Below are 21,162 nucleotides of genomic sequence, written 5' to 3' on the forward strand. Positions count from 1 at the left end.
GAATATTTCGAATCAGCAAGTAAATTGCTACATTAAATTAGAGCTATTTACTCAATTTAGGCGATCGCCACAACGTTGTGATTAGTGGACTATTAGAAAAACTCCGTGTCCCCTTGGCCAAAGATCGGGATTCCCGTGAAACGTCATTCAGCAATAGCTGGCTGCAAATTATTTTGGTTACCAGTGTGGGAGTTACCGCCTTAATCTGGGGAGTTCGTGAACTCAAATGGTTGCAGCCTTGGGAATTAAGAGTGTATGACCAAATGTTGCGATCGCGTCCGGTAGAAGCACCTGATGAACGGATTTTACTGGTAAAAATCACTGACGACGATCTTCAACGCGAGAAATGGAATCTGTCAGATACTAAAATCAACCAGCTGTTAAAGAAAATAGAATCCTATCAACCGCGTATCGTTGGTTTATATCTTTTTCGCCCAGAACAGAAAAATTTAGCGGCAAACACTGAAAATCAAGATAATATTATCAGCACTTGTTTGTTTAGCAGCGTCGGTAGATCGGAAATTCCACCACCGCCGAATTTTCCTATAGATAATGTTGGGTTTAGCGATGTGGTTCCTGATAATGAAAACGACCAAATTCTTCGCCGCAGTTTATTATTTGCTAAGTCTACAGATGAAAAATGTACAACACCAGTTGCATTTGGTACATTAATTGCAATTAATTATTTAGAAACGCAAGGAATTGAATACCAACTAACAAATAACGGTGATTTTAAGTTAGGTAAAACCATTTTTCCACGTCTAAAACCTAATTCTGGTAGTTACCAACATTTCGATGCAAGTGGCTATCAAATACTATTAAATTACCGTCACCCGAACTATCTTGCCCATGAAGTAACCCTCACACAAGTTTTGAGCGATCGCGTTAATCCCAGTTTATTCAAAGACCGTCTGGTAATTATTGGCAGTACCTCAGCTAGTCTGGCTCCAGGTAGCTTGTATACACCCTACAGCAGTTTACCAGATCAACCAGCCAGAATGCCCGCTGTGTTGATTCATGCACAGATAGCAAGTCAAATCATCAGTACAGTATTGGATGGGCGGCCTTTAATTTGGTACTGGCCTGACTGGGTAGAACTGATTTGGGTGTGGGGTTGGTCGATTTTAGGTAGCACTTTAGCATGGCGGTGGCGAAATCCCTTGCTTTTGCTAATGCTGGGAGGCTTAATTCTACTTGTGTTGGTGGGAATCTGTGCGATTTTGTTTCTTCAAGCCGGATGGGTGCCGTTAATTCCCTCTGCACTAGCCTTAGCGATCAGTATCCTCAGTGTTATGGCTTATACTAATTACCAAAATCAGCGGCAAACTCAGGTAATTATTCTACAAGTTGAAAAACAACAAGAAGCGATCGCCCAATTAAATGTACTCTTAGAAGACAAAACAGCAATTCCAGATGCGGATCTGGAGTTTCCTCTGACAATAGATTCACCAGAAAATAAATCTGGTGATTTGCTTTTGAGTGGACGTTACCAAATCTCAAAAGTTCTAGGTGCAGGTGGATTTGGTCGCACTTATTTAGCACAAGATACTCAACGACCAGGTAATCCAATTTGTGTAGTTAAACAATTAATGCCAGCCCGTCAAGATACGAGATTTTTGCAAGTTGCTCGGAGATTATTTCATAGTGAAGCAGAAATTTTAGAAACTTTGGGTAAGCACCAGCAAATTCCCGAACTGCTTGCTTATTTTGAAGATAACCAAGAATTTTATTTAATTCAACAATATATTGAGGGTCATACTCTGAGTGAAGAATTACCACCTGTGCAAAATTTGCAAACTGAATCATTTGTAATTACAATGCTTCAAGAAGTTTTAGAAGTTCTGGGATTTGTCCATCAACATCGAGTGATTCATCGTGACATTAAACCGAGTAATATTATTAGATCTGCTGAAGATAATCGGTTAGTATTAATTGACTTTGGGGCTGTGAAATTGATGCAACCACCCAGTAGCGAGCAAACAGAACTAGCAACAGTAGCGATCGGAACGCGGGGTTATGCGCCTCCAGAACAATTTGCCGGTCATCCCCGCTTGTGCAGTGATATTTATGCTTTAGGAATGATCGCCATTCAAGCCCTAACTGGGATATCACCGCAAGAACTCCACCCAGATCCAGAAACGGGTAATATGATGTGGCGTCAAACAGCACAAGTCAGTGAAGAATTAGCGGTGATTTTAGATAAAATGGTTTGCTATCATTTCAGCGATCGCTATCAATCAGCCACCGCAGTTTTACAAGATTTAAAACGTATTTCAAATAATTGAATTAAGCTATTATTAAAGGAGAAGAATAAAAACTAATAATTATGCATGAATTTGCAAGTCAACCTAAAACATTAGATGAAGCATGGGAACAAGGTATAGAGCATGGGTTAACTCAAGTTGCATTCAATATGCTGCACGAAGGTATTGATTTAGCCTTAGTAGCAAAACTAACGGGGCTACCACTTCAAAAAGTGAAAACTTTACAAGTTAGCGACTCAATTAATTCTCAAATATTAGTAAGGGATTTTCTAGAATTGAGTGAGTCGTCACTAAACAAAATTTGGCTTAGCCCAGAGGAAGATGATGCTTGGAAGGATTTATAGAAAACCTTGGGAAAGGATATGTAATTTCAGTACCTTTTCCCTTTTCTGATGCATCAATAGAACTTACGCAAAAACTCTCTGAAACTCTTATTTCTTCTCTGCGAGACGCTGCGCGAACGTTTCCTACTCTGCGGGAACTCTGTAGCGCAGTCCGGTAATTCCCATAAATTTAGGCTTTTACTTTTCTCTTTGTTTGATTTTCTACCAATAAAACTGCTATGACACCTATTGCATAAGCAATTATATCCTTCCAATCAAATGTACTTCCCAAAGCAATAGCCAGAAATGTATATTTTTGCAATCCCAAATTATTTACAAAATTAAAATATTGGAGGATTTCAATAGTACAAGAAAATGCAAAAACTGATAAAGCAACAATAGATGAGTGTATATTCCAAAAACTTTTGACAAAGCAATAAATTAGTATAACTACTAAAACATCGCCGATAAAAGGACGGATGAAACTGTCGTTGAGAAAAATAGCAATACATACCTCGATTGAAAATAGTATAAGTGTGAAGTAGAAATATTTTTTATTAAAAGAAAACATGGCAATACATCACAACCAAAAAACATCTATTTGACTATGACACATGATAGAGTAAAATTCAGAATTATGGAGTCAGAATACAGAATCAGCAAATTTTTTCAACCTATCTAAGTAACTCGGCGCAAATAATCATTACTGGCTCGTAGTTGCGCTTTAGCGCTAAAGCGCAACTACAAGCCAAATACAGAGATTTGACTTTTCATTACATAGTTTGGTTTTTTATCGCCGACTTACTTCAACTATGCAGAATACCGCTAAGCAAGCAAAGAAAAAATGCTTAACTGAACTGTATTGAGTTATAACGTATAGGAGTATAAATAATTGATAATTTTCTTAACTCCTTTTAAAGTTACTCTTCGACAGTTGTCTTGAAAATCTTCTACATCCGAAGTAGAAACACACCACATCGTATTGTTAATCTACTTATAGACTATTCAGGAAACAAAGCGATGTTCAAAGTTTTTGCTGACAGGGGTGGTACATTCACAGATATTGTTGCTGTTACTAATAATCAAGGAATTATAGATGGACTCTCAAGACATCCTGAGCGTTTTTTAATTGTTCCTTTGCCTAATCACCAATGGATTATAGTTTATAAATTACTTTCAGAAAATCCCGAACAATATCAAGATGCAGCCATTCAAGGCATTCGGGATATTATGGGTATTTCTCACAATGAACCTATTCCTAGTGAAGCAATAGAAGTGATAAAAATTGGGACAACAGTAGCAACAAATGCACTGTTGGAAAGAAAAGGCGATCGCCTCGTGCTTCTAATTACCAAAGGGTTTAAAGATGCGCTGCGAATTGGTTACCAAAATCGTCCTAACATCTTTGCTCGTCATATCATTTTACCAACTATGCTATATGAGCAAGTGATTGAAGTAGATGAACGTTATGATGCCAAAGGTAATGAGTTAATTCCTATAAATATTGCCAAAGTTAAACGTGATTTAGAAGCAGTTTACAACACAGGAATTCGAAGTTGTGCGATTGTTTTTATGCATAGCGATCGCTATCCAAAACACGAACAACAAATAGCCCATATTGCTCAAGAAATCGGCTTCACCCAAATCTCTGTATCTCATCAAGTTAGTCCATTAATGAAATTAGTCAGCCGAGGAGATACAACAGTAGTTGATGCTTATTTAACTCCGATTCTGCGTCGTTATGTCAATCAAGTAGCGAGTCAGTTACCCAAAGCCAAATTAATGTTTATGAAATCTGATGGCGGTTTAGTTGCAGCCGAACAATTTCAAGGAAAAGATAGTATTTTGAGTGGACCGGCTGGAGGAATTGTTGGCGCAGTTCAAACTAGTAAAAGAGCAGGTTTCGAGTTAGTTATTACCTTTGATATGGGAGGAACAAGTACAGATGTCGCCCACTTTAAAGGAGAGTATGAACGACAATTAGATTCAGAAATTGCTGGGGCGCGGATGCGAGTTCCTGTATTAGCAATTAATACCATTGCGGCTGGCGGTGGTTCAATTCTTTTTTTTGATGGTTCTAGTTATCGTGTCGGTCCTGAATCTGCTGGTTCAAATCCCGGACCTGCTTGTTATCGTCGTGGCGGTTCATTAGCAGTTACTGATGCCAATGTGATGTTAGGTAAAATTCACCCACAATATTTTCCTTCAGTCTTTGGAATTAATGGCAATTTACCTTTAGATAAAGATATTGTCATTCATAAATTTACACAATTAGGACAAGAGATTGCAACGGCTACAGGTAATCATTGTACACCCGAACAAGTAGCTGCTGGATTTATGGCGATCGCAGTGGAAAATATGGCAAATGCAATTAAAAAAATCAGCCTGCAACGCGGTTATGATGTTACACAATATGTACTGTGTTGTTTTGGCGGTGCAGGTGGTCAAGTTGCTTGTTTAATTGCTGATACTTTGGGGATGAAAAAAATATTTTTACATCCTTATGCTGGCGTTCTATCTGCTTATGGAATGGGATTAGCTGATGTCCGGGCGATTAGAGAAGGAGGAGTTGAACAACCTTTAACTCAGATATTAATTCCTCAATTACAGAACTTAATGGAATATTTAGAAACCCAAGCTAGAAGTGAAATAAATGAAACACATAGTCAAGTAGAAGTAATCCAAAAAGTAAACTTAAAATACGAAGGTACTAATTCTACATTGATCGTTAATTTTGCCGAAGAGGTAGCAGTGATGCGGCAAGAATTTGAGACTGAACATAAATCACGCTATGGTTTCATTCAATTAGAGAAAACCTTAATTATTGAATCTGCTTCAGTCGAAGTAATTCAAAAAATGGATACTCCCGAAGAACCATTAATTAATCGTACTCGTTCTTTAGATGAAGTTCCCAAACCTATTGATATAGTCAGGATGTTTACTGCTGATAAATGGCATAATACACCTGTTTATCGGCGCGAAGATTTACAACCCGAAGATAGAATTACTGGAACTGCAATTATTGTCGAAAAAATTAGCACGATTGTAGTTGAACCTAACTGGGAAGCAAGATTAACTGAGCGCAATCATTTAATTTTATCTAGAAGATAAAGAATAAGGGCGGCAAGTCAATCTTAAATAGGAATGATGGTGTACTGCGATAAATTACCATTTCAAAATTTTTGTATACATCCTCATAGCAAAAGTTGGTCAAATATTGATATTGATGAGTAGTATATGAATTATAAACCGTACATTCCCATTCCTCCAGAACTAGAACCTTATCGGGACAGAATTGAAGCGACGATACGGCCTTTTATTGAAATCACAATTGAAAATAATGACCGGGTAGATTGGTGGCAAAGTAAATTTGGTGGTTTGCCTTATTTACCAAAAGGTTTTGATTATCCAAAAAGTTCCGAAGGTGACTATTTATGTTTTATTGCACAGATTAATTTTGCCGAAGTACCTCTATTGGAAAGTTTCCCAAATCAGGGTATTGTGCAGTTTTATATCAGTTATGAATTCCCGTATGGTTTGAACTATGACAATCAAACAGACCAATCTGAATTTAGAGTTTTATATTTTCAAGAACCAGACTTGAATGTAGAAAATATAATCACAAACTTTGATTTTTTGCCTAAAATAGAAACAAATATTATTGATGGCTGTTGTAGTTTAAATTTTACTCGAAAATATGCACCAATAAGTTACAGTGGCATCAATGAAATTGTTGGGGATGATTATTTTGACCTATTAGATACTAATGAAGGAATATTTGACGAGTATATAAAGCTATCATATTCTTGCCGTAGTAAGATAGGTGGTTATCCAGATTTTGTGAGAACAGAATTGATTTATAGTGTTCATCTAGAAGAAAAAACGACAGAATTTTTGCGAGAGGCAATTGAGCAAGACCCAGAAATTCTTTTGTTTCAAATGGCTAGCGAATCTAATGATGTGTTAAGTATTAACTGGATAGACGGTGTATGTAATTTTCACATTTTAAAAGACGACCTTAAAAAATTAGACTTTAGCGATATTGTCTATGACTGGGAATCTTAAAAATATAAACAGTCCATGCTAATATAGATCGCAGTGAAGTTGATGTCTGCGGTATAGTTTCCGCAATATTTCATGCTAATTCAAGTTTTTTATGTAGAGAGCCAAGTAGCTCTGCTCAAGGAGGATGGCTGGTGTTAATAGTTCCAGCCAGGAACGGTTAGACGTTGAGGCTACGCTAACCGAAATTAAAAGGCTCCAATTTGACCGCGCACATCGTGACGCCTCTGGATTGTTTTACATTGAGGGTGTGCGTAACTTTGTAAGAGTAATTGACAACGGTTTTGATATTTCGGCGATCGCGTTTAGTGAGAAACTACTCACAGCACCTCTAGCACGGAAGTTAGTTCGGCAATCTCGGCGTTCTGGTGTTCCTTGCATCAGCCTTACACCCGAACAGTTTCGACATGTTTCCCAAAGTGAACGCGCTTCTGGAGTTGGTGCAATTGTTCGTCAGCGTTGGTTCAAACTGGGTGATATTTCGCCACAACCTGATTTGTGCTGGGTGGCTCTTGAAACTGTTCGTTCGCCAGGAAACCTCGGAACCTTGATTCGCACATCAGAAGCCGTTGGCGGTGCTGGGTTTATTTTTATCAAAGATAGCGTAGATCCCTTTGCTCCCGATGTTATTCGGGCATCTATGGGTTCGCTCTTTAACCAGAAATTTGTACGCACAAGCTTCTCTGCGCTTCGTCATTGGGTACAGAACCACCGCTGTCCTGTCATCGGTGCTTCACCAGATGGGATGTCTGAATTTCATCAGTTTAATTATCCCAATTCCACTCTTCTTTTCCTGGGCGAGGAGCGCCAAGGTCTAACCCCAGAACAGCGAGACTTATGCCAGCATCTTGTGCGGATTCCGATGGTAGGTGCGGTTGACTCCCTCAATCTTGCTGTGGCTGGTAGCCTCTTAATGTATGAGGTTTATCGGTCAAGAACATAATTAATGTGTGAAGTGACACCCAACATCAATCAAGTGTTGGGTTGCACTTTGTTTAACCCAACTTACTTACATCAGCAAATGTTGAGTAATTCATTCAATTAAAACAAATAGGAATTAAAAATGTACACAACATCTCAACCCGATCCTGTTCGTTTAGAAATCTTTAAAAACCTCTATCAATTTATCGCCGAACAAATGGGAATTGTTCTCCAAAATACGGCAACATCTGTGAATATTAAAGAAAGGCTAGATTTTTCCTGCGCTATCTTTGACTCTTCTGGATTATTAGTAGCAAATGCTCCCCACATTCCTGTACATTTAGGGTCAATGAGTGAAAGTGTTCGCAGTTTAATTAACGATAAAGTTGACACTCTAAAACCAGGAAATGTCTATTTATCTAATAACCCCTATAATGGCGGAACACATCTACCTGATATAACTGCAATTACCCCTGTTTTTTTAGAAAGTAGTGAAAATAATTCACACCCCATACCCATCTTTTTCGTTGCTTCTCGCGGACACCAGGCTGATATCGGTGGAATTACTCCTGGTTCTATGCCTCCTCACAGTACGACAGTTGAAGAAGAAGGAATTATTTTTGATAATTTTCTCTTAGTTGAAGAGGGAGATTTTCGAGAAACAGCAGTAAGACAGCGCCTTGTAAATCATACTTATCCTGCTCGTAAACCTGACCAAAATATAGCTGATTTAAAGGCACAAATTGCCGCCAATGAAAGGGGAGTTCTTGAACTCCGTAAAATGGTTTTACAATACGGACTTGAGACTGTTCAAGCTTATATGACATTTGTACAAGCCAATGCTGAGGAGTCAGTGAGAAAGGCGATCGCCGTTCTCAAGGATGGTTCATTTATTTATGAAATGGATAATGGAGCGAAAATTCAAGTTAAAGTGACGATTCACCCAGAAAATCGCAGTGCTACGATTGATTTTACTGGAACTTCTGGACAATTAAATAGTAATTTTAATGCTCCCAAAGCTGTGACTTACGCGGCGGTTTTATATGTCTTTCGGACTTTAGTTGATGATAATATTCCTCTCAATGCTGGGTGTCTCAATCCTCTAGAAATTATTATTCCGGTGGGCTGTATGCTGAACCCAATTTATCCAGCGGCAGTAGTAGCGGGTAATGTAGAAACTTCTCAAACCATTGTTGATGCTTTATATGGCGCTTTGGGTGTGATGGCTGCTTCTCAAGGAACGATGAATAATTTTACTTTTGGAAATGAGCAATATCAATATTATGAAACTATTTGCGGCGGTTCGGGAGCGGGAATTGATTTTGATGGAACTGACGGTGTTCATTCACACATGACTAACTCCCGTTTGACCGATCCAGAAGTTTTAGAAACTCGTTATCCTGTACTTTTAGAAAGCTTTAGTCTTCGTCCTGATAGTGGTGGTAAAGGCAAACATTCTGGCGGAAATGGAGTTGTGCGCCGCATCCGGTTTTTAAAACCGATGACAGCTAACATTCTCTCTGGCCATCGCCTGGTTCCTCCCTTTGGATTAAATGGTGGGGAAGTAGGAAAAGTTGGACGCAATTGGATACAACGTCACGATGGAAATGAAGAAAGTTTAGATAGCACTGGAACGGTGGAGATGAATGTTGGGGATGTTTTTGTGATAGAAACTCCTGGGGGAGGTGGATTTGGTATTAATTAGTGTCAGTGCGTATCGAGCAAAAATTTGGGGTTGCTGATTTCAAATATGAATTAGTCTCACGCAAAGGCAAGGCAGCGCGGTCTTCTCCCAAGGGGAGACGCCAAGGGCGATAGCGCAGCGTTAGCGAGTCCGCGAGCGTCTGGGGGTTTACCCCATGAGCGACTGCCGCGCAAAGGCGCAAAGAATCGTTGTTTAGTTATATTGAAAAATGTCAATTCATACTCTGATTCAGCAACGCCAAAAATTTCATTCCATGTATTCCTTGAAATCTTCAAGGGGTTCGTCAAAATCCTCAGACATCCAAACCTGTCCTTTGGCACTGCCAGCCTTAGCCGGACGGCGCTTCTGTACTGGTTCCAACAGAGTTAGCTTCACAACCGGGTGATTATTCTTGTAAATAACAATTTCTTCACCTTGCAACGCTACCTCTACCAAATCAACTAACTCTGCTGATGCATCTGTTAAAGAAATTTGCACGATCGCCACCTGGAAATGCTATATCTCTATTCTATGCCCGATGTCGATATGGATTTAGTCACGCAGAGACGCAGAGTCACAGAGAGTAAGAGTTGAGAATATTTTATTTTTGAATTTCATATTTTTTTAAATCCCACTCTCAATTTCTCTCTGCGCCTCTGCGTGAGAGAAAAAAGACCTTGTATCATTTTTCAATTTCCGCCGTAATTTGCAAATTAGTAAACTTCGCAGCTTTTTTACAAAGAATTCAGAAGTCAGAAGACCTTGATTTTCCAATCATTCTTACTTCTGACTCCTGAATTCTTTGAACTTGCTTCGGAGCTTTGATTTCAGTAAATAGCTGAATCGCTTGATAAAAATTTATTTCGCTTTCATCAGGTCTTAGCATCTTTTGATAAGTTAAACCCAATTGAAAATAAGCTTCAGCTAGATCGCATTTTGCACCAATTTTTTCTAAAAGTTCGATTGCTTCTCTATGATTAGTAAGAGCTAATTCAAAATCTGCTTGTTGTCGATGGATTTCTGCTAAAGCATTAAGTGTTTTGGCTTTTACCTGCATGTAGTGACTTTCTTCTGCAAAGGTCAAAGCTTGATGCAACATTTGATTAGCTTGGTAAAACTTTCCTAAATTAACGTAGGTTTGCCCTAAAAGTTGGATAAAATAAGCAAACCTCCCTGTTTGTTCCAACAGATTTTGGTTTGTTATATTTTGATAAACTACATCTGCTAATGCAGAGGAAGCATCACCCAAACCTAAATAAGAATATACCAAAGCTAAACACACTGAAGCTTTTTCCGACCAACGATGATGCTCGGTATTTTGAGCTAGGTAAATTACTTGTTGAAATAACTTTACAGCAGCCTCTAATTCCCACAAATCTATTTGATAAAGACCAATACTTAATAAAGAATCTACTTCTAGCATCCTCAGATAGTAAACTGTATGCTTATGTTCTGGCTGAAGTACAAGTGATTTGAGTGCTTGGGTTGCTAGAGTAATAGTCTTTTCTTGACAGGCGATCGCTTGACTAATTTTACCTGTTATCCAGTAAAAATCGCCCAATATATTGTAAAGTTCGCTGAGATTTTGGTGATTTTCCAGATTGTTAACAACTTGATTAATTGCCGTAAGTACAGGTTGAATAAAACCCATTCGATACAGCGTACTTCCAAGAGGTAAAAATTGCTGCCATTGATTATTTCGGCTTTGAAGAATGACCTTACCTGCTAACTCAAATTCCTGAATTTCTATGTAGTGATAATATGCTTCTAACGCTTGCAGTGCATCTTTAAAAGTTTCAATTTGTTGAACGCTAGCTGTCCAAAATTCTGCGGCTTTGTGGTTGGCAACTTCCCATTCATCGCTGGGACGCAAACGAGCGATCGCTTCTGCACGAATTACCGGATGTAGCCAATATTTCCCTTTATCGCACTCTATCAAAGACCGATTTCTTAAGGAAGTAATAATTTGCCGATGTTGGTCAGGTGGAACATCCCAAAGTAAACAAAACAAACCTTGAGATGAGATAGGTATATCTTGATAACGATAACATCCCAAACGGCAAAGCAGACGATATGCTTGGGGGTCAAGAGCTTGCAAGCGATTAATTTGACTAACAGCTAAATTTTTTAAGTCGGTTGCAGCTAAAGGATCGGCATGATTTTCCTGCCAATAAACAGCCATATCACCATCAAAATCCTCTTGAATCGAACCACAGAGAATTCCCATCGCTTTAGCATTACCGCCATAGGTGCGATGCATGATTTGCAAAGTTGGCGAGTTGATGGCTAACCCACGATTGCTAAAAAATTGTTGCCATGCACCTCGATCCAAACCAGGAAGCCGATAGTGATTGACATTTAGCCCAGGTTCACAAAGGCGATCGCGGCTAGTAATTAGAGTCACAGATTGCACCCTAGCATCAGCCAAAACTCGTAATAGTTCCACATAGTTGCGGTGAGAAGAAATTAATCTACCTTCTCGGTCTAAAGCAGGTTCCAGATTGTCAATTAACACCCCAATCCGCCGATTTTGCAGTTGGCGCTTGAGTCGTGCCAAAGTTACGCCAAATTCTACCCCAGGTTCTTCATGAAAATCTTGTTTGAGCCATTCCTCTACTACTCGTTCGGCGGGAGTGATGTTTTGCGTTTCCTTCGCCATCAACAGTTCCAAAACCAACTCAAACTCCTGGTGGAGATATTGCTGCGCTAGAGTAGTTTTGCCTAAACCGCCTTCACCTTGAATGACAATAACTTTCGACCCCTGATTTACCAAAGTATTCAGGTGAGCGATCGCTTCTGTTCGTCCAATAAAATTGGTATCCTCTAATTTTGGGGCGGCGTGTGGCGTTCTGGAGTAATCAATCAAACTGGATATCGCATTAGTTTTTCTCAGAACCCTTTCCAAAGTAGCGCGACAATTACTTTTGGTAATCTTCTGGCGCAGTACCAAAGAGAGTAACTTCCATAACTGAGAACCAGCATCCTTAGCGTGTCCTTCCGTACAACCGTAAGAATGAGCAATCTCCAAGTATTTCCTACCCAACCAAACTTGCCCAAGAATAACTTTTTGCAAATCGCTCAACCGTTCCCCGGTCTGAGCAGGAATTATGGTGTCTAACCATGCTAATGCTGCTTGGGCGTCCATTGTGTAACGACTAGGGTAGCTCAGACTTTATTCACAACTATAAATCACTCTACAGTTGTACTTGTCAAGTTTTCGGATAAGATTCTGTAAATCCGACTTTTTTCCCGACTTTTCCAACCTTGGCTCAAATGAAGGAGGTAGGAGGCAGTCCCGATAAAACAAGTTTCAAAAGCCTTACTTTGGATGAAAGAATGACTGGGGACACTTCTCTGCGAGAGGCTGCGCCAAGGACTTGCTCACTGCATCGCTGGGGAATGGTATTTTTACTCAGCACTCCAGCACCATCATTACTTATGGTGAAACTCATATGGATTGGCGTAAATTCACACTGGTTCTTGGGATTAGTACTTTATTCTCAGCATCAACACCAGTTGTCAGTGTTTCTGCTCCATGCAAAAGCTTTGGTTGCAACACATCTCCATCGGGGCAACTTTATCATCAAGCAAAGTCTATCACTGTGAAAGTTTTATCAACAGATTTCTTAGGCTCAGGAATTCTGCTGGAAAAGCGAGGTTCTAATTATAGAGTTTTAACTAATGCTCACGTATTACAAGCTGGCGATCGCCCCTATCGCATTCAAACACCAGATGGTACAATCTATACAGCAAATTTACCTAAAAAATTAAACTTTGGGAACAATGATTTAGCTTTATTACAATTCCACAGTAAAACTAAAATCTATGCTGTGGCTTCTATTGGTGCTTCTCCAGTCGTGGGAGATGAGGTGTTTGCTGGGGGGTTTCCTGCTACAGAAGAAAGCTCTCAAGCCAAAGGTTTTACCTTGACTACAGGTAAGATTTTATTGGTACTACCCAAACCTTTAGAAGGGGGCTATCAGCTAGGGTACACAAATAATCTCGAAAAGGGTATGAGTGGAGGGCCACTATTGAATCGTCACGGTGAGGTCGTGGGTGTAAATGGGATGCACGCTTATCCTCTGTGGGATGCTCCTTCTGTTTTTCAGGACGGCTCCAAGACAGATGAAGAATTACATAAAATGATTATTCGGCTGAGTTGGGCTGTGTCAATGGAAAAGATACTCCATCTGACACAAAAATCTACAAAAACTCCACATTTTTCCGTGTTAAATAAGGCTGATTAGAGGTCAGATAATGAGGCTCAATGGTAGATTAGCAACAACAATTATCGGGGTAGCGATCGCATTTGTACAGCCACAAATTACTCTGGCGCTATCTACAGTAGAAGTAGCGAAGCTGGCCAAAGCAATTACTGTGCAGATTCAGAATAAAACTGGTTCTGGGACTGGGGTAATTTTGAAAAAAGAGGGCAAGACTTATACTGTCCTCACAGCTAGGCATGTCATCGAAACTCAAGCTCAATATGAAATCCTCACCCCAGATGGTCAGCATTATCCACTTAACTATAGCACCGTCAAAAAGTTGCCAGATGTGGATTTAGCCATTGTGCAGTTTACCAGCAGTCAAAGTTATGCTGTGGCTAAAATCGGTAACTCAGATGAAGCAACAGAAGGCGCAGTAGTTTATGTAGCGGGGTTCCCACAAACCACAGCGGCAATTTCCAACTCAAGTTACAGTTTCCTTGATGGGAAGATTACTTCTAATGCACGTCAACGCGACGGTTATGCTTTGGTCTACACCAACAACACCTTACCAGGAATGAGTGGTGGCCCAGTATTGAATGATAAAGGCGAACTAGTGGGAATTCACGGTAGAGCCGACATGACCGAGAACTTTGAAATCTCTGATAAAAATCCGAATATTATTATCAAATCAGGCTTTAATCTGGGAATTCCCATCAAAATCTTTACTAGCTCCAAAATAGGCAAGAATTTAGGAGTGACAACCCAAAATTCATCACTAACACAAGTTCCGTCAACGAAATTTACAGAACCTTCTTTTACTGCTCCGGTTACGGGACGACCTCCCACAATTAATGGTTCTGGGGGAATTACAGGGTTTGGTTGTCCTGGCAGACGTTGTTGAAATAATTTGTAATTCGTCATTCGTAATTTGTAATTACATATGTTGTATAAAATAATCTTGATACTTCGAGTGTAATTAATATGTTTCAAAGGGTTTTAAAATCCAGTTTTTTGGTTTTATTACTGGTTCCAGTGTTGCTCAATCTTAGTCATAAAAGGGCGATCGCTGAAACCTCAATCGGAGAAGATCAACTCGATACTGTGAATGGAATGCCTTGGGCTGGTCACAAATTGCCTTTTGATGCAGTTGTGGATATTAAAGATAGTCTTGTCAATTCACCTTTGGGAAAAGTCGTAATTGAGCGCCACGGAGAAGATGAATCTGGAAGTGTATTTAAAAGTCCTTTTGATAGTCCCCGCCCTGGAAGGTTTGTATTAGTCTCCTTATGGGGTAGCAAAATTGAAGGGTGCTTTGTGAAAATGATCGTCCAATCAGCTCCTCTTGATGGTAAAGCTAATTTGGAAGAACTCGTTCCCAAACTGATCGAATTAGGAATTGGCGATCGAATTCTCCAACTAACTCCACTGCCAAATATCAAGCCAAGAGGCTTTTCTGGACAATACACATATACCGTATATGAAAACAATACAAATTATGATCGTTCTAGTACTTGGTATATGACAGACACTTCTTTTGCAATCAATGCTGATGCTGCTAATATGCTCAGAACTGCACCTGCAAAGGAAATCCGTGGGCGTTTAACTTTTGTTAATGGTGATACTAAAGTATTTCCTATTGGCAAAGCAAATGTTCAACGTTGGCAGGAAGCATATAGTTTTAATAATTCTTGTACCGCACCAAAATAGAGGTAGACAAGAAAAAATATTTGAGTATTTTATAAATTGCATGATAAAATTTTCTTACGCGATCGCCCCAGCAATTATTGGAGCATCAATCGTCCTTGTGCAACCCCAATTTGCTATAGCTTTATCCTCAACTGAGGTGGGTAAAATTGCTAAAGGAATCACAGTATTAATTGACAATAAAAATGGTTCCGGGACTGGAGTAATTATTCAACAAGAGGGCAAGAATTATACTGTTCTCACTGCGAAGCATGTAATCGAAACTCAAGCTAAATATGAAATTGTCACCGCAGATAATCAGCGTTATTCACTCGACTACAGCAGTGTGAAAAAGCTGCCAAATGTCGATTTAGCTGTTGTGCAGTTTACCAGCACTCAAAGTTATACTGTCGCTAAAATCGGCAACTCGGACGAATCAGCAGAAGGGACAACAGCTTATGTAGCTGGTTTTCCGCAAGCGACAGCAGCAATTTCCAACACAATTTACAATTTCACTGATGGGCGAATTACTGCTAATGCTTCCAAAGCTCTGCGTGATGGTTATGCTTTAGTCTACACCAATGTTACCTTACCAGGGATGAGTGGCGGCCCGGTATTGAATGACAAAGGCGAATTGATAGGAATTCATGGTAGAGGAGATGAAGCAGATATAGAAACCTCAAAAATAAATTCCACAATTGCTTATGTCAAATCAGGTTTTAATTTGGGCATTCCCATCAATACCTTTTTGAGATTGTCAACTCAAGCAGGGGTAGATTTAGGCGTTACTCCTCCCAGCACAGCAACAGCACCAAAACCAGACGACTTTTATATTCAAGGTGGCGATAAGTACGACAAAGGAGATTTTAAAGGTGCGATCGCCGATTATACTAAAGCAATTAGCCTCAATCCTAAATATCTTGATGCTTACAATAATCGGGGTCTGGCACGTTATAACTTAGGAGATTTCCAAGGCGCAATTGACGACTATAATCAATCACTGAAAATTAATTCTAAAGACGCCGACTCCTACAATAATAGGGGTCTGGCTAATTCTGCCTTAGGAGACAAGAAAAGTGCGATCGCCGATTATAATCGAGCCATAGAGATTAATCCCAACTATGTGTTTGCCTACAATAATAGAGGGATTGCTCATAATAGCTTGGATGATAGCAAAAGCGCGATCGCAGATTTCAACCAAGCATTAAAACTTAATCCCAACTACGCCGAAGCTTACGCTGGACGGGGTATTTCCTATTATCAATTGGGGGATAAGAAAAAAGCGATCGCTGATTTTTCTACAGCTTTACGAATTAATCCCAACCTTGCTCCGCCTTACGCTAGTCGGGCAATTTCCCGCTTTGAGTTGGGTGACAAGAAAGGAGCAATTATCGATTTTAATCAAGCTTTGCGGCTCAATCCTAACTTTGCTCCAGCCTATACGGGGCGGGGGATTGCCCGTTATCAATTGGGAGATAAACAAGGGGCGATCGCCGATTTACAAAAAGCAGCTAATCTCAATTTAGAACAAGGTAAAATCGATGATTATCAACAACTTTTGGAGTTAATTAAGAAGCTTCAAAGATAAGCTCATAAATTACATCAGTCCTAACAACCGCCTCAGAATTAATTCTGAGGCTCATAGCTAAAGTCTTCTAAAGAAGACTGAATAAAGATAGGAGTCCACTTGCAATACGGTTCGGTTAAGCCAAGAGATGCGATTTATCGCGTCTTTGTAATTTAGAATTTTCATCAAAAAGCCCTAACCGAACCATATTGCAATGCCCTCTAACAAATATTTGTGCAAACAAAGTTAATTACATCTGCAAGCCCAGACTGAGTTTTCAAATTAGTAAAAATAAAAGGTTTATTGCCGCGCATTCTTTTAGCATCTCGTTCCATAACAATTAAATCTGCACCAACATAAGGTGCAAGATCGATTTTGTTAATGACCAACAAATCAGATTTAGTAATGCCCGGACCACCCTTGCGGGGAATTTTATCACCAGCCGCAACATCGATGACATAAATTGTTAAATCCACCAATTCTGGACTAAAGGTAGCAGCTAAATTATCACCGCCACTTTCCAAAAATACTAAATCCAAATCAGTAAAACGTTCTTCTAACTGTTCAATTGCTGCCAAGTTCATTGAAGCATCTTCGCGGATAGCAGTATGAGGACAACCACCAGTCTCTACACCCAAAATGCGATCGCTAGCTAAGGCCTGAGAACGGACTAAAAATTGAGCATCCTCCTGAGTATATATATCGTTTGTCACCACAGCAAGCTGATATTGCTCCCGCAATCCCTTGCACAAAGCATCCACCAAAGCTGTCTTCCCCGAACCGACTGGACCAGCAACTCCTACTCTAAATGCGTTCTTTGTCATTTGTTATTTGTTATTGGGTATTGGTTATTCTCCGCGTCTTTGTGTCCTCGCGTCCGCACATCCCATTTAACTCCTAAACAACCTGGTATACTGCGTTTCATGCTGCATACTCGCTAGGGATAAACCCCAACTACAACAGCTGAGTTGATCGTCTTCTAAGGTCAGGATTTCTAAAGCCATATTACTAATTAAAGGTTGCAAATCTAGCAATAACTGCTGTCCTGCTGTTTGTCCAAGGGGGATAAGTTTGACGCCGGCTGTAATCAAATTACTTGCCCAACTGTGCAGATATGCTAATAATCCGGCTTTGATATTAATTTGCCAATGACTAAGGGCGATACCAAAAGCGATCGCATAATTGCAAGGATTACCCACAGCATTAGTAATAGGTACTATCTCCGGTTCTAGTTTACCAAGTAATTGGCTCAGCGATCGCCCCATTTGCCAACTACAAGTACGTAATTCTTCTGTTTCCCTAGCAGCGGATAACCAGAGATTCCAAGAGCATAGAGACTCAATATCACCTATTTTTGCAGATTTATCCGCTCGTACCATCACTGCCGTTTCTAATCGAATTGCCCCGTAAATTAATTGTGACTCTAACCAATGTTTCAGATGTTTATGGTTAGTAATGATACCATTTTCCACCAGCGTTTCCAAGCCTTCAGAATAGCTATATGCTCCCACAGGCAAAGCAGGGCTAGCCATCTGTAAAATATTCAAAAAATGGCTATCAGTGAGCGTGGTGATGTTGTCCATAAGCTCCCAATTCTGGCTGAAACGGTAAGATTTCTTCTTTAACTTCTAATCCTAGTTGTTCCAACATCATCTGTAAAACAGAATCTGAGGATAAGCGTAAATAAGTTGGGGTAATTTCTACAGGTACATGGCGATTTCCCAAATGATATGCTGCCTTTAGTAATAAAAGTGATGTTTGGGCAAAGGCAGTTATCACTAATTCTGGTTTGGCACTAATTCTGATTAAACTATTCTGGGTTTCTTCTTGGAGAATATCGCCATCGTGTAAGACAGTTCCTCTAGGTAAATGCAAAAATACCACTTTCCCATCTTCCGTTTCAAAGCGATGACGACTGCGGGTACGTTCTTCTGCTGTTAGTGCCAGAGTTAAGGTAACTGCTGCATCATAATTAGGTGGTTTGAGTTGGGTAAATGTCAACATAAGAGTATCGCCTGATTTAAAATCATCGACTCACGAAATGAGACAAAAGACAAGAGTGATACCAATTAAAAATTTAATTTCAGAGGTGGATTCATCAGGTTCAAAGACTAATAACCCAAGTTGCGGCTTATCAAATTTGGGGCGTATGTTCATGATTGATTCAGGCGCTCTGTCACTCAAACCAGCCTACTTTTGTAATACCAATTCAATTAATGATTGCAACATACCCTTGATTCAAGACGCGATTCATCGCGTCTTTACAAATGGTCTCAATTTTGCCCCATATATATACTGAAAGGAGTTGTCGTAAGGTTCAAATAATTCGTAATTCGTAGTTCGTTAATTCATTACTGACTGGGCTTCTTGATAAATTATTTCCTGGAATTGGATCATATCTTTTTGTGGGTCAGCGTGACTAACTTTTACTAATATCTGTTCGCCTAAGTTCACAGAACGCTTGAAGACCATTGGTAATTGCAAGCCTAAATCTTCTAACAAAATTAGGGCTAAATTGCTGTCTTCCCGTAGCCACATCAATACTGTTACCTGCCAAACTTGCTCGGTATGACGGCGCAAATACTCTAGAGCATAATATCTATTAGTTTGTCGTTCCACCATTGTCACTTCTTGGGTGATGCTGGTGACAGTCATCATCACTTCTTTCAGTTGTTCTGCTGAGAAGGGCAGAACTTCACCCCGCAAGTGGGCTTTAAGTTGGAAGTGGGTAAGCAAGTCACTGTAGCGACGAATGGGAGAAGTTGCTTGCGTGTAGGTATCCAAGCCCAAACCGGCATGACGCAAAGGCGTAATGCTCATTTCACTCTTGGGCATACAACGACGCATGGCGCAAGCGCGAACAAATCCGGCTGGTAGCTGGAGTAATTCTTCGTCTGGAGGTAATTCCGGTTGTGGCTGACCGCGAAAGGGCAGAGGTATGTTATTAGCTTTACCGTAACGAGCCGCAACTTCACCGGCAAGAATCATCATTTCTGCCACTAGTTGCCGCGATGGCGAATCATCTAAAATATCAATGTTGATTTCGTCACCTTTGACTTTGATCGTCGCCTCCGGCATGGTGATGCTAATGGCTCCTTGGGCATAACGCCAAGTTTTCCGCCGCTGTGCCCATGTGGCGATCGCTTCAATTTCTGGTTCTGCTTGTACCCCTAATTGCAGCATTTCATCGACATCTTCGTAGGTGAGGCGATAAGTCGGCTTAATCAAGCTGGTATGAATGCTGTAATCTTCTACTACCCCAGTTGTACCTAAAACAATCCCGAAACTGAGAGCGCAACAAATCCGTCCCTGTACCAGACTCATTGGTCCAGTTGCCAATATCTCTGGAAACATGGGGATCATTCCCGTAGGTAAATAGACTGTACTACCCCGCTTTCTGGCTTCTAGGTCTAATTCATCTTCTGGCACTAACCATCTAGTGGGATCGGCGATATGTACCCATACGCGTTCCCGTCCATCTGTGAGTATTTCCCAACTCAGACCATCGTCGATTTCTGTGGTAGTTTCATCATCAATGGTGTACACCTTCAGTTGAGTTAGATCTAAGCGGTTTGTATCTGAGTCAATCGGCGGGAAATCCAAATGTTGTTGCGCCACTTCTAATACCTTATGAGGAAATTGAATCGGAATTGAAGAACGACGCAGGAACAAATTTTCATGAGGACTCCATAAACCCAAATCTACCAACAGTTGAAAGGCTCCTTGGGGTGTTGTCGGCCGTCCCAGCATAGTCATAGTTTCTAATACTGGAGCGCTGGGAGGATAGGCGCGAGCGAGAGAGTCATAGTTGACTCCCATTCGCATGGTATCAGCAAGCAGTGCTGCATATTTTTCTAGTCCTTCTAAGCGCTGGCGATCGTGCCGCCCCCACTCAACTGCTTCACCTTGGAGCGCCTGCTCTACCCGAATTAAAAATTCCTGCTGTCCCTTAGCTTTGAGTGCCTCTACTTCCATCTGGTGCTTGCGTTCTGCTACTTGAGCAGCAGTTCGGGCTTCGTAAGCGTCTCCTTTTTGCTTGAAATAGAGTTTGTCGTCTGATAACAAGCAATAAGCGGCGTAACAATAAGGCGCGGCTGATTCCGAAAATAGCAAATTTGCCATTTGGTCTGGGGTAATTGTTTCCCCATCTTCAACCAATAATTCCCAAGCCACTTCTAAGCTAGATGGATCTAAATAAGGCTTGACCTGCTCTAGAAAGCTGACAATCTCTGAAGGCTTGTAGGTCTGTCCGTTTACGGTATAGGTTATTTGTCTTGGCGCGAGGCTGTGGGATTGACCACGTTCGTCTACCACAAACCAGCGGGTTTTACCGTCTGGACGTTCTACGATGCCCAGACGCCGATCGCCTTGAACCCTAAATTCAACTAGCGTCCCCTTCTCCACAACTCTCGCACTCTAGTATTTTTAGATTTTATTCACACCTTTGTTG

General features: G+C 40.4%; 17 protein-coding genes. 10 read left to right on the forward strand and 7 right to left on the reverse strand.

Going from position 1 to position 21,162, the window contains the following annotated elements; all coding sequences use genetic code 11:
- Positions 1–77: 77 nt before the first annotated feature.
- Entirely contained in the window at positions 78–2,285 is a 2,208-nt protein-coding gene (locus ACFG4S_RS03820) for a CHASE2 domain-containing protein (protein WP_392533543.1), read from the forward strand.
- Between the two features lie 41 nt (positions 2,286–2,326).
- Positions 2,327–2,608 (forward strand): hypothetical protein, encoded by a 282-nt coding sequence (locus ACFG4S_RS03825; protein ID WP_392533544.1) that lies wholly within the window; start codon positions 2,327–2,329, stop codon positions 2,606–2,608.
- Between the two features lie 169 nt (positions 2,609–2,777).
- Here the strand turns inward: ACFG4S_RS03825 and ACFG4S_RS03830 are convergent, their stop codons facing one another.
- The gene (locus ACFG4S_RS03830; RefSeq protein WP_392533545.1) at positions 2,778–3,158 is read right to left on the reverse strand and encodes a DUF2809 domain-containing protein; all 381 of its coding nucleotides are present in this window, start codon (positions 3,156–3,158) and stop codon (positions 2,778–2,780) included.
- Positions 3,159–3,607: 449 nt separating this feature from the next.
- On the opposite strand from ACFG4S_RS03830, the gene ACFG4S_RS03835 reads away from it, so the two are divergent.
- The 4 genes from ACFG4S_RS03835 (at position 3,608) to ACFG4S_RS03850 (ending at position 9,275) form a co-directional block, all read left to right on the forward strand.
- On the forward strand, positions 3,608–5,698 hold the full coding sequence (locus ACFG4S_RS03835) for a hydantoinase/oxoprolinase family protein (protein ID WP_392533546.1): 2,091 nt from the start codon (positions 3,608–3,610) through the stop codon (positions 5,696–5,698).
- A 126-nt stretch (positions 5,699–5,824) separates the two neighbouring features.
- Positions 5,825–6,652: a YwqG family protein gene (locus ACFG4S_RS03840; RefSeq protein WP_392533547.1), complete on the forward strand. Its 828-nt coding sequence runs from the start codon at positions 5,825–5,827 to the stop codon at positions 6,650–6,652.
- A gap of 124 nt (positions 6,653–6,776) precedes the next feature.
- Positions 6,777–7,592, forward strand: a complete 816-nt coding sequence (locus tag ACFG4S_RS03845; RefSeq protein WP_392533548.1) for a TrmH family RNA methyltransferase — start codon at positions 6,777–6,779, stop codon at positions 7,590–7,592.
- Between the two features lie 120 nt (positions 7,593–7,712).
- Positions 7,713–9,275, forward strand: a complete 1,563-nt coding sequence (locus ACFG4S_RS03850) for a hydantoinase B/oxoprolinase family protein (RefSeq protein ID WP_392533549.1) — start codon at positions 7,713–7,715, stop codon at positions 9,273–9,275.
- A gap of 246 nt (positions 9,276–9,521) precedes the next feature.
- Here the strand turns inward: ACFG4S_RS03850 and ACFG4S_RS03855 are convergent, their stop codons facing one another.
- Positions 9,522–9,752: a type II toxin-antitoxin system Phd/YefM family antitoxin gene (locus tag ACFG4S_RS03855; RefSeq protein WP_392533550.1), complete on the reverse strand. Its 231-nt coding sequence runs from the start codon at positions 9,750–9,752 to the stop codon at positions 9,522–9,524.
- Between the two features lie 247 nt (positions 9,753–9,999).
- A complete protein-coding gene (locus ACFG4S_RS03860) occupies positions 10,000–12,399 on the reverse strand; it encodes a tetratricopeptide repeat protein (RefSeq protein WP_392533551.1) in 2,400 nt (799 codons plus the stop codon).
- 232 nt (positions 12,400–12,631) lie between these two features.
- On the opposite strand from ACFG4S_RS03860, the gene ACFG4S_RS03865 reads away from it, so the two are divergent.
- From ACFG4S_RS03865 to ACFG4S_RS03880, 4 genes are all read left to right on the forward strand, one after another.
- Positions 12,632–13,501, forward strand: a complete 870-nt coding sequence (locus tag ACFG4S_RS03865; protein WP_392533552.1) for a serine protease — start codon at positions 12,632–12,634, stop codon at positions 13,499–13,501.
- A gap of 10 nt (positions 13,502–13,511) precedes the next feature.
- The gene (locus ACFG4S_RS03870; protein WP_392533553.1) at positions 13,512–14,363 is read left to right on the forward strand and encodes a serine protease; all 852 of its coding nucleotides are present in this window, start codon (positions 13,512–13,514) and stop codon (positions 14,361–14,363) included.
- 80 nt (positions 14,364–14,443) lie between these two features.
- Positions 14,444–15,169, forward strand: a complete 726-nt coding sequence (locus tag ACFG4S_RS03875) for a hypothetical protein (RefSeq protein ID WP_392533554.1) — start codon at positions 14,444–14,446, stop codon at positions 15,167–15,169.
- A 40-nt stretch (positions 15,170–15,209) separates the two neighbouring features.
- A complete protein-coding gene (locus ACFG4S_RS03880) occupies positions 15,210–16,733 on the forward strand; it encodes a tetratricopeptide repeat protein (protein WP_392533555.1) in 1,524 nt (507 codons plus the stop codon).
- A gap of 200 nt (positions 16,734–16,933) precedes the next feature.
- Here ACFG4S_RS03880 and ureG read toward each other — a convergent pair whose 3' ends face one another.
- From ureG to ACFG4S_RS03900, 4 genes are all read right to left on the reverse strand, one after another.
- Complete coding sequence (ureG, locus tag ACFG4S_RS03885) at positions 16,934–17,536, reverse strand: urease accessory protein UreG (protein WP_392533556.1); 603 nt, start codon at positions 17,534–17,536, stop codon at positions 16,934–16,936.
- Positions 17,537–17,602: 66 nt separating this feature from the next.
- The gene (locus ACFG4S_RS03890; RefSeq protein WP_392533557.1) at positions 17,603–18,295 is read right to left on the reverse strand and encodes an urease accessory protein UreF; all 693 of its coding nucleotides are present in this window, start codon (positions 18,293–18,295) and stop codon (positions 17,603–17,605) included.
- Positions 18,270–18,716, reverse strand: coding sequence for an urease accessory protein UreE (gene ureE / locus ACFG4S_RS03895; protein WP_392533558.1), 447 nt, complete (start codon positions 18,714–18,716; stop codon positions 18,270–18,272). The genes ACFG4S_RS03890 and ureE overlap by 26 nt, the downstream gene beginning before the upstream one ends.
- Before the next feature lie 339 nt (positions 18,717–19,055).
- Positions 19,056–21,116, reverse strand: coding sequence for a ribonuclease catalytic domain-containing protein (locus ACFG4S_RS03900; RefSeq protein WP_392533559.1), 2,061 nt, complete (start codon positions 21,114–21,116; stop codon positions 19,056–19,058).
- Positions 21,117–21,162 lie beyond the last annotated feature (46 nt).

It is taken from the genome of Nostoc sp. C117, assembly GCF_043099735.1.
Lineage (GTDB): Bacteria > Cyanobacteriota > Cyanobacteriia > Cyanobacteriales > Nostocaceae > Nostoc.

What these genes read in the sequence shown, in the direction of transcription:
- ACFG4S_RS03890 (WP_392533557.1), bottom strand. Translation starts at nt 18,295, where the DNA reads ATGGACAACATCACCACGCTCACTGATAGCCATTTTTTGAATATTTTA.
- ACFG4S_RS03840 (WP_392533547.1), top strand. Translation starts at nt 5,825, where the DNA reads ATGAATTATAAACCGTACATTCCCATTCCTCCAGAACTAGAACCTTAT.
- ureE (WP_392533558.1), bottom strand. Translation starts at nt 18,716, where the DNA reads ATGTTGACATTTACCCAACTCAAACCACCTAATTATGATGCAGCAGTT.
- ACFG4S_RS03825 (WP_392533544.1), top strand. Translation starts at nt 2,327, where the DNA reads ATGCATGAATTTGCAAGTCAACCTAAAACATTAGATGAAGCATGGGAA.
- ACFG4S_RS03835 (WP_392533546.1), top strand. Translation starts at nt 3,608, where the DNA reads ATGTTCAAAGTTTTTGCTGACAGGGGTGGTACATTCACAGATATTGTT.
- ACFG4S_RS03870 (WP_392533553.1), top strand. Translation starts at nt 13,512, where the DNA reads ATGAGGCTCAATGGTAGATTAGCAACAACAATTATCGGGGTAGCGATC.
- ACFG4S_RS03830 (WP_392533545.1), bottom strand. Translation starts at nt 3,158, where the DNA reads ATGTTTTCTTTTAATAAAAAATATTTCTACTTCACACTTATACTATTT.
- ureG (WP_392533556.1), bottom strand. Translation starts at nt 17,536, where the DNA reads ATGACAAAGAACGCATTTAGAGTAGGAGTTGCTGGTCCAGTCGGTTCG.
- ACFG4S_RS03845 (WP_392533548.1), top strand. Translation starts at nt 6,777, where the DNA reads ATGGCTGGTGTTAATAGTTCCAGCCAGGAACGGTTAGACGTTGAGGCT.
- ACFG4S_RS03880 (WP_392533555.1), top strand. Translation starts at nt 15,210, where the DNA reads ATGATAAAATTTTCTTACGCGATCGCCCCAGCAATTATTGGAGCATCA.
- ACFG4S_RS03875 (WP_392533554.1), top strand. Translation starts at nt 14,444, where the DNA reads ATGTTTCAAAGGGTTTTAAAATCCAGTTTTTTGGTTTTATTACTGGTT.
- ACFG4S_RS03850 (WP_392533549.1), top strand. Translation starts at nt 7,713, where the DNA reads ATGTACACAACATCTCAACCCGATCCTGTTCGTTTAGAAATCTTTAAA.
- ACFG4S_RS03860 (WP_392533551.1), bottom strand. Translation starts at nt 12,399, where the DNA reads ATGGACGCCCAAGCAGCATTAGCATGGTTAGACACCATAATTCCTGCT.